Below are 7233 nucleotides of genomic sequence, written 5' to 3' on the forward strand. Positions count from 1 at the left end.
CTGCGACCGGCGATAGTTTCCCCGTCGTTCAAACTGAGGAACACCGCTTCATGCCCGTCCGTCCGATCCTGCGTTATCCGCATCAGGGCCTGAAGACCGTCTGCGCGCCAGTGACGGCCTTCGATGCCTCGCTCGCTGCGCTGGCCGACGACCTGCTGGCGACGATGCGCGCGGCCCCCGGTGTCGGCATCACCGCCGCCCATATCGGCGTTTTCCTTCGTGTGACGGTGCTGGAGCTCGACAGGGTCGACGGGGTGCGCCTCTATGTCAATCCTGAGATCACCTGGCGGTCGCAGGAGACGATGATCCATGCCGAGGGCAGTGTCTCCATGCCCGGCGCGACCGACGAAGTCACGCGCCCGCGGGCGATCCGCTTCCGCTATCAGGATGCCGACGGCAAGATGCACGACGAGGCCGCCGAAGATTTCCTCGCCATTTGCATCCAGCACGAGGTCGATCAGCTCGACGGCATTTTCTGGCTGCAGCGGCTTTCGCGGCTGAAGCGCGACCGCCTCGTCAAAAAATGGGAAAAGACGCAAGGCTGACAAATCGCCCGGCACACCGAACCATTCGCCTCTGTCGGCGTTCTCCCGCAGAGAAACAAGGAGCGACCATAATGGCAAGGATGGGCGACAAGACCCCGATTTCACGCGAGGCCCCCGAGCTCTCCCGTGAGGAAGATTATCGCGACCTCGAAGAACGCAATCTCGACGATGGCTGGCCCTATGCCGACGGTACCGCCGTCAGCGATCCGGCTAACCGCCCCTACGGCGAGACAAAAGCGAATTTCGACAACGATCCCAACCAGGGCTTTCGCGTCGACGGCACGGATAAGGACGGCAACGAGAATCGCCTGAAGGATTCGCTGCGCGCCGGCACGATCGATCGTGACGACAGCGACGAGCTCGAGGCACGGGTAAACGACAATCTTGAAAACATTCCCGAAGTCGATATCAACAGCATCGAGGTCCATGCCGACGGTCACGTCATCACCCTGGAAGGCTCGGTGGAGACGATCGGCATTGCCCGCAAGGTCGAGCTCCGTGCGCTTTCTGTCGACGGCGTCCATCATGTGCGCAACAAGCTGCAGCTGACCGGCGTCGACGCCCATATCCCCAATGAAGACTGAGCGTCACGCGAACGGCGATCAGGACGGGAGGCGGGCTGCTGCCTCCCGTTCGGTCCGTCCAACATTACCAAAAGTTAACAATTTCCGATTGCAGCAAGCGCGGGGCAATCCGTGGCCCGTTTGTTAAGCGGCTGCCGTAACGAAAACGTCAAATTCATTGACAAGACTGTGATTTCATTTGAACAAAAGGCTGCGGACCAACCGTTTTTCATTCACACTTTCGCCTTAATTGGGGCGCGAACTCTTAACTCGCCGGGGATGGTTTATGTTGTTGAATTCAACAACAGATTGAGGAGAAGAAACCATGCGCATCAAATTTGCCCTCGCCGCATCCCTGTTCGCCGTCAGCCTCACAGGCGCTGCCTTCGCTCAGCCGACATATTCCGACGACTATACCAATGACAGTGACGGCTTTGCACCGAGCCCGATGGCCAAGCCCGCTCCGGTTCACTACAGCAACCACAAGGCTCCGGCCTATTCCAGCGATTACACCAATGACAGCGACGGCTTCGCCCCAGTGGCGATGACCGCCCCCGCGGTCGACAAGACGGCGACCGCGAGCATCAAGCCTCTACCCCCGTGCCACAGCATGGTCGGCCCGAAGGGCTCCCATACCAAGGGTGCCGACAGCGGCGCCTCGCGTACCGAAGCCTGCCGCGCAACGCATTGATCCAATAGAAGGGGCTGCAAAACCGGCCCCTTCCTTCCAATTCGCTTCGATCGCCTCAGAACACGAACGGAACGAGCCGGTAACGGGTCGTGGCCATGAAGGCGTTTACGGGGATCTCGCAGAGCGTCTCCAAATCAGATCGCGATCTTTGGAGAATCACTTGTCGCTCTAAGTCGCGGTTCAAATCAGCGCGACGTGTTTCACCGTCGTCGAAGCTTGTCCGACGCGGCGGCACTCACGGCCAACTGGCCGCGTTACACATATATAAGGTGATCAGCTTATACCGACATCTTCGCCCGGCGAGCGTTCCCTGAAAAGGAATGGTGCGGTCGAGAAGACTCGAACTTCCACGGGTTGCCCCACAGCGACCTCAACGCTGCGCGTCTACCAATTCCGCCACGACCGCATCGTGGTAGGTGCCGATTTGCGTCGGCGGGGCAGCATGTAGCAAAAGCATTTGGGGTGCACAAGGGCGATGTGACAGTTTTTTTGAAAACCTTTCACAGCATTTGAATTGGCTGGAAAACGGGTCCATATACGTTGCCTGCCGCCCCTATTTATCAGGCATTTCGGGGCAAGCGGCAAGGGAATGGCCATGCTTCGCACCGATCTCGAATTCTCTATGCTCCCCAAACTCGATAGCCGTCCGGTGCGCTGGCGCATCGCGGATGGGCTCGTCGCCTATGAGGAAGCGGTGCAAGCGATGGAGCGCGAGGTAGCGGCGATCGCAGACGGCGGCGACGAGCTTGTCTGGCTCGTCGAGCATCCGCCGCTCTATACCGCCGGCACCAGCGCCAATGCCGGCGACCTCGTCCAGCCGGATCGTTTCCCGGTCTTTGCGACGGGACGCGGCGGCGAATATACCTATCACGGACCCGGTCAGCGCGTCGCCTACGTCATGCTCGACCTGAAGCGCCGCCGCCAGGACGTGCGCGCCTTCGTCGCCGCCCTCGAGGAGGTCGTCATCCGCACGCTCGAGATGATGAACGTCCGCGGCGAGCGGCGCGAGGATCGCGTCGGCGTCTGGGTGCGCCGCCCGGAAAAACCGCTGCTGGCCGACGGAACCATGGCTGAAGACAAGATCGCCGCCCTCGGCATCCGCTTGCGCAAATGGGTGACCTTCCACGGCCTGTCGCTGAACGTCGATCCGGACCTCGATCATTTCAGCGGCATCGTGCCCTGCGGGATATCGGCCTATGGCGTGACCAGCCTCGTTGACCTCGGCCTGCCTGTCATGATGGCCGATGTCGATATCAGGCTGCGCGCCGCTTTCGAGACGGTTTTTGGCGAGACGGTCAACGCGTCGTGATCGCTTGCGAGGTTTGACGGCTTGATTTGCCCGGCTTTCCCATGATTGATGGGCGCCGTCCCCGCAAGAATCGGCCGCCATGTCAGAGTCCCATCAAAACTCCCTGCAGGGCATGGCCATCATGTCCGGCGCCATGTTCATCCTGCCGACCATGGACGCCATCGCCAAATACATGGCCACCTTCGAGGCGATGTCGCCGGGCCAGGTGACGTTCTACCGATTCTTTTTCCAGATCGCCTGCACCCTGCCGATCCTCGTCGCTCTTTTCGGGTTCAAGGCGTTTTCGGCCAAACGACCATGGATGAATATTCTGCGCGGCGTGCTGCACGGGGCTGCAAGCCTGCTGTTCTTCGTCGCCGTCAAATACATGCCGCTTGCCGACGTCTTTGCCATCTATTTCGTCGAGCCCTTCATGCTGACCGCCATGTCGGCCGTGTTCCTCGGAGAGAAGGTCGGCTGGCGCCGCTGGATGGCGATCGCGGTCGGTTTCGGCGGCGCGATGATCGTCATTCAGCCCAGTTACGAGATTTTCGGCCTCACGGCGCTGCTGCCGGTCGCCTGCGCCTTTCTGTTCTCGCTCTATCTTTTCCTCAACCGCGCAATCGGCGAGGCCGATTCGCCGCTCACCATGCAGACGATGGCCGGCATCGGCGGGACGATCTTCATGGCCGCCGCCCTTCTCGTCGGCAGCGGCGCCGGCAATGAGGATTTCGCCATTTCCCTGCCCGCCTCCGGTCTCGGTCTCGCGCTGCTTCTCGCTCTCGGCTCGATCTCCGGCTATGCGCATATGCTGGTAGTCAGGGCTTTCCGGCTTGCGCCGCTGTCGCTGCTTGCGCCGTTCCAATATTTCGAAATCATCTCGGCCACCGTGCTCGGCTACGCGCTGTTCAACGATTTCCCGAGTTTTTCCAAGTGGATCGGCATCTTCATCATCGTTGCATCGGGCCTCTTCATCATCTGGCGCGAGCGGCAGCAGCACAATCGCTAAAATCCTCCAGATTTCGGGAATATCGGGTTAACGCCTCTTCTTGAGGGATCGTCAATTCGCGGGCAATAAAACTGTCTCCGGCTTCATGATGAAGCCTGGAGTTAAAACATGAGCGAATTCCGTCTCGCTTTTCCGGCCTGTGTCGTGGCCGGCAAGCATCGGCTGACGGCCGAAGATATCGTGCTGCTGCGTAAACATGCATTCCCCGAGGGGATCCGGACATCCCAGGATGTCGTTGCAATGTTGGCGCTCAACAATTCCTGTCCCGAAAAATGTGCGGAGTGGAACACCTTTTTCGTGGAGCAGATCGCCGGCTTCATCGTCCATTACACCTATCCGCAGGGCTCGCTTGATGAAATCAACGTTGCCTGGATCAGGCGCATGTTCACGACCGACGGCGTCGTCAACTCGGCGCTGGAGCTCGAACTCATTCTCCACGTCATGGAGATTTCGGCCGATGTCCCGGGTGAATTGAGAGCGCTTGCCCTCGACCAGCTTCGCCTGGCGATCACCGACGGCATCGGCGGCTACAAGCTGTCGCGCGCCGTCGACCGCAAGAACATCACACGCCAGGACGTCGATTTTGCGATGCGCATCTTCAGAAGCATCGCCGCAGGCGGCGTCATCGCCGTGTCGCCGGCCGAATATGGCGTCCTCCATCAGATCGAGCAGGCAACGCTGCCAGGCGCCAACCATCCGCACTGGGCTGGGATCATGGCCGCCGTCACGCTGCGCGATCGACCGGAACCGCGGCGCAGCCGCTGGCTGCGCATCGTCGACGAGGAATCCGTCGCGGAAGCCGCCGTCGCCTGACATTCTGCGGCGTCATCCCACGTCTCCTGCGTGCCTGCGCCAAGCCCGATTGTACGTTCCGGTGTTTTATGCGTAAAACTCCGGAATGCATTTCTGGGTGGAGTCTCGATGTTCAAGAAAATCCTGATCGCGAACCGCGGCGAGATCGCCTGCCGCGTGATCAAGACGGCGCGCCGCATGGGCATTTGGACCGTTGCGGTCTATTCGGATGCGGATCGGGATGCGCTGCATGTCGAAATGGCCGACGAGGCCGTCCATATCGGCCCCGCCGCAGCGTCGGAAAGCTATCTGGTCGCCGACAAGATCATCGCCGCCTGCAAGGCGACCGACGCCGAGGCCGTGCATCCCGGTTACGGATTTCTCTCCGAGCGCGCCTCTTTCTGTGCCGAGCTGGAAAAGCAGGGCATCGTCTTCATCGGCCCGAAGCCGAAGGCGATCATGGCGATGGGCGACAAGATCGAATCGAAGAAATTCGCCAATGCCGCCGGCGTCTCCACTGTGCCCGGCCATCTCGGCATCATCGAGGATGCCGCCCATGCGGAAACCATCGCCGGCAGCATCGGCTATCCCGTCATGATCAAGGCGTCGGCCGGCGGTGGCGGCAAGGGCATGCGCATTGCCTGGAACAAGGCGGAGGTGCGCGATGGCTTCGAGCGCGCCCGCTCGGAGGCGAAAAGCTCCTTCGGCGATGACCGCGTCTTCATCGAGAAGTTCATTGTCGAGCCGCGCCATATCGAGATCCAGGTGCTGGCCGATGCCCATGGCAATGTCGTCTATCTTGGCGAGCGCGAATGCTCGATCCAGCGGCGCAACCAGAAGGTGGTGGAAGAGGCGCCCTCGCCTTTCCTTGACGAAAAGACCCGCAAGGCCATGGGCGAACAATCAGTGGCGCTGGCCAAAGCCGTCGAATACCAAAGCGCCGGCACCGTCGAATTCATCGTCGACCGCGACCGCAACTTCTATTTCCTCGAAATGAACACCCGCCTTCAGGTCGAGCATCCCGTCACCGAGCTCGTCACCGGCATCGATCTCGTCGAGCAGATGATCCGGATCGCCGCGGGAGAGCCGCTTGGCTTCGGCCAGGAGGCTGTCAGGCTCGATGGCTGGGCGATCGAAAGCCGGCTCTATGCCGAAGATCCATACCGCAACTTCCTGCCTTCGATCGGCCGCCTGACGCGCTACCGCCCGCCGGCGGAAGGCAGGACCGGCAACATTGTCGTGCGCAACGATACTGGCGTCTTCGAGGGCGCCGAGATCTCGATGTATTACGACCCGATGATCGCCAAGCTCTGCACCTGGGCGCCGACGCGCAGCGAGGCAATCGAGGCCATGGGCCGGGCGCTCGACGGCTTCGTCGTCGACGGCATCGAGCACAATGTTCCCTTCCTGTCGGCGCTGATGAAACATCCGCGCTGGCGCGAGGGCCGGCTTTCCACCGGCTTTATTGCCGAGGAATATCCTGACGGTTTCGCGCCGATGAAGCCGGATCAGCAGGAGGAAGCCACGCTCTCCGCAATCGCGCTGTCTGCCTCGCTCATCGAAGCGAACCGCCGCGAAAGTTTCGCCGATCGCCTGCGCGCCGCATCCGGAGCGTTGCGGGAGCATTGGGTGGTCAAATCAGGCGTCAGCTACGTCGCTGTAAGATTGCTCGATGGCCACGTCTCCATTCCTTTCGACATGGACATGCAGATCGAGGGCGAAACCTGGAACGTTGTCACCGATTGGAGACCAGGTGATTCGGTCTGGAGCGGCAAGGTCGGCGGCCAGGATATTGCCGCGCAGATCCGCCCCGTCCTTAACGGCCTGCGCATCAACTGGCAGGGACTGTCCGTCACAACCAAGGTGTTTTCGCCGCGCCATGCGGAACTCGACAGGTTGATGCCAGTGAAGCTGCCGCCCGACACCTCCAAGCTCCTGCTCTGCCCGATGCCCGGCCTCGTCGTGTCCATCGCGGTTGCCGAGGGCCAGGAGGTCAAGGCCGGTGAAACACTTGCGATCGTCGAGGCGATGAAGATGGAAAACGTCCTGCGCGCCGATCGCGATCTCGTCGTCTCGAAGATCAATGCCGCCGCCGGTGAAAGCCTGGCCGTCGACGCGGTGATCATGGAATTCGCTTGAGCCGGGCTTGGCGGCCATGCCAAGCTTCCGCTACAGGCACTCACAAAGAGAAAATCAGCAGGGAGATCCAAGATGGACGTTCGCGCCGCCGTAGCCGTTCAGGCCGGAAAGCCGCTCGAAGTGATGACCGTGCAGCTCGACGGTCCGAAGGCCGGCGAAGTGCTGGTCGAGGTCAAGGCGACCGGCATCTGCCACACCGACGATTT

The 7233-nt window shown here is 61.0% G+C and carries 6 protein-coding genes, 1 tRNA gene and 2 pseudogenes; 8 read left to right on the forward strand and 1 reads right to left on the reverse strand.

Annotated features, from left to right (window positions below):
• Nucleotides 1–50: 50 nt before the first annotated feature.
• The 3 genes from GGI60_RS27680 (at nt 51) to GGI60_RS27690 (ending at nt 1799) form a co-directional block, all read left to right on the forward strand.
• Nucleotides 51–545, forward strand: coding sequence for a peptide deformylase (locus GGI60_RS27680; RefSeq protein WP_183913673.1), 495 nt, complete (start codon nt 51–53; stop codon nt 543–545).
• Between the two features lie 71 nt (nt 546–616).
• Entirely contained in the window at nt 617–1129 is a 513-nt protein-coding gene (locus GGI60_RS27685; protein ID WP_183913671.1) for a BON domain-containing protein, read from the forward strand.
• A gap of 304 nt (nt 1130–1433) precedes the next feature.
• On the forward strand, nt 1434–1799 hold the full coding sequence (locus GGI60_RS27690; protein WP_183913669.1) for a hypothetical protein: 366 nt from the start codon (nt 1434–1436) through the stop codon (nt 1797–1799).
• 321 nt (nt 1800–2120) lie between these two features.
• Here GGI60_RS27690 and GGI60_RS27695 read toward each other — a convergent pair.
• Nucleotides 2121–2205, reverse strand: a tRNA-Leu gene (locus GGI60_RS27695).
• Between the two features lie 183 nt (nt 2206–2388).
• Here GGI60_RS27695 and lipB point away from each other — a divergent pair.
• The 5 genes and pseudogenes from lipB to GGI60_RS27720 form a co-directional block, all read left to right on the forward strand.
• Entirely contained in the window at nt 2389–3108 is a 720-nt protein-coding gene (gene lipB, locus GGI60_RS27700) for a lipoyl(octanoyl) transferase LipB (RefSeq protein WP_183913667.1), read from the forward strand.
• 79 nt (nt 3109–3187) lie between these two features.
• A pseudogene (locus tag GGI60_RS27705) lies at nt 3188–4140 on the forward strand (DMT family transporter).
• Nucleotides 4141–4204: 64 nt separating this feature from the next.
• Nucleotides 4205–4909: a hypothetical protein gene (locus tag GGI60_RS27710; RefSeq protein ID WP_183913663.1), complete on the forward strand. Its 705-nt coding sequence runs from the start codon at nt 4205–4207 to the stop codon at nt 4907–4909.
• 108 nt (nt 4910–5017) lie between these two features.
• Entirely contained in the window at nt 5018–7027 is a 2010-nt protein-coding gene (locus GGI60_RS27715; RefSeq protein WP_183913660.1) for an acetyl/propionyl/methylcrotonyl-CoA carboxylase subunit alpha, read from the forward strand.
• Between the two features lie 72 nt (nt 7028–7099).
• A pseudogene (locus tag GGI60_RS27720) lies at nt 7100–7233 on the forward strand (S-(hydroxymethyl)glutathione dehydrogenase); the annotation flags it as partial.

The organism is Rhizobium lentis (genome assembly GCF_014200175.1).
GTDB classification, from domain to species: Bacteria; Pseudomonadota; Alphaproteobacteria; order Rhizobiales; family Rhizobiaceae; genus Rhizobium; species Rhizobium mulingense.

Coding starts and splice junctions, on each gene's coding strand:
- GGI60_RS27680 (WP_183913673.1), top strand. CDS start 51: ATGCCCGTCCGTCCGATCCTGCGTTATCCGCATCAGGGCCTGAAGACC.
- GGI60_RS27685 (WP_183913671.1), top strand. CDS start 617: ATGGCAAGGATGGGCGACAAGACCCCGATTTCACGCGAGGCCCCCGAG.
- GGI60_RS27690 (WP_183913669.1), top strand. CDS start 1,434: ATGCGCATCAAATTTGCCCTCGCCGCATCCCTGTTCGCCGTCAGCCTC.
- lipB (WP_183913667.1), top strand. CDS start 2,389: ATGGCCATGCTTCGCACCGATCTCGAATTCTCTATGCTCCCCAAACTC.
- GGI60_RS27710 (WP_183913663.1), top strand. CDS start 4,205: ATGAGCGAATTCCGTCTCGCTTTTCCGGCCTGTGTCGTGGCCGGCAAG.
- GGI60_RS27715 (WP_183913660.1), top strand. CDS start 5,018: ATGTTCAAGAAAATCCTGATCGCGAACCGCGGCGAGATCGCCTGCCGC.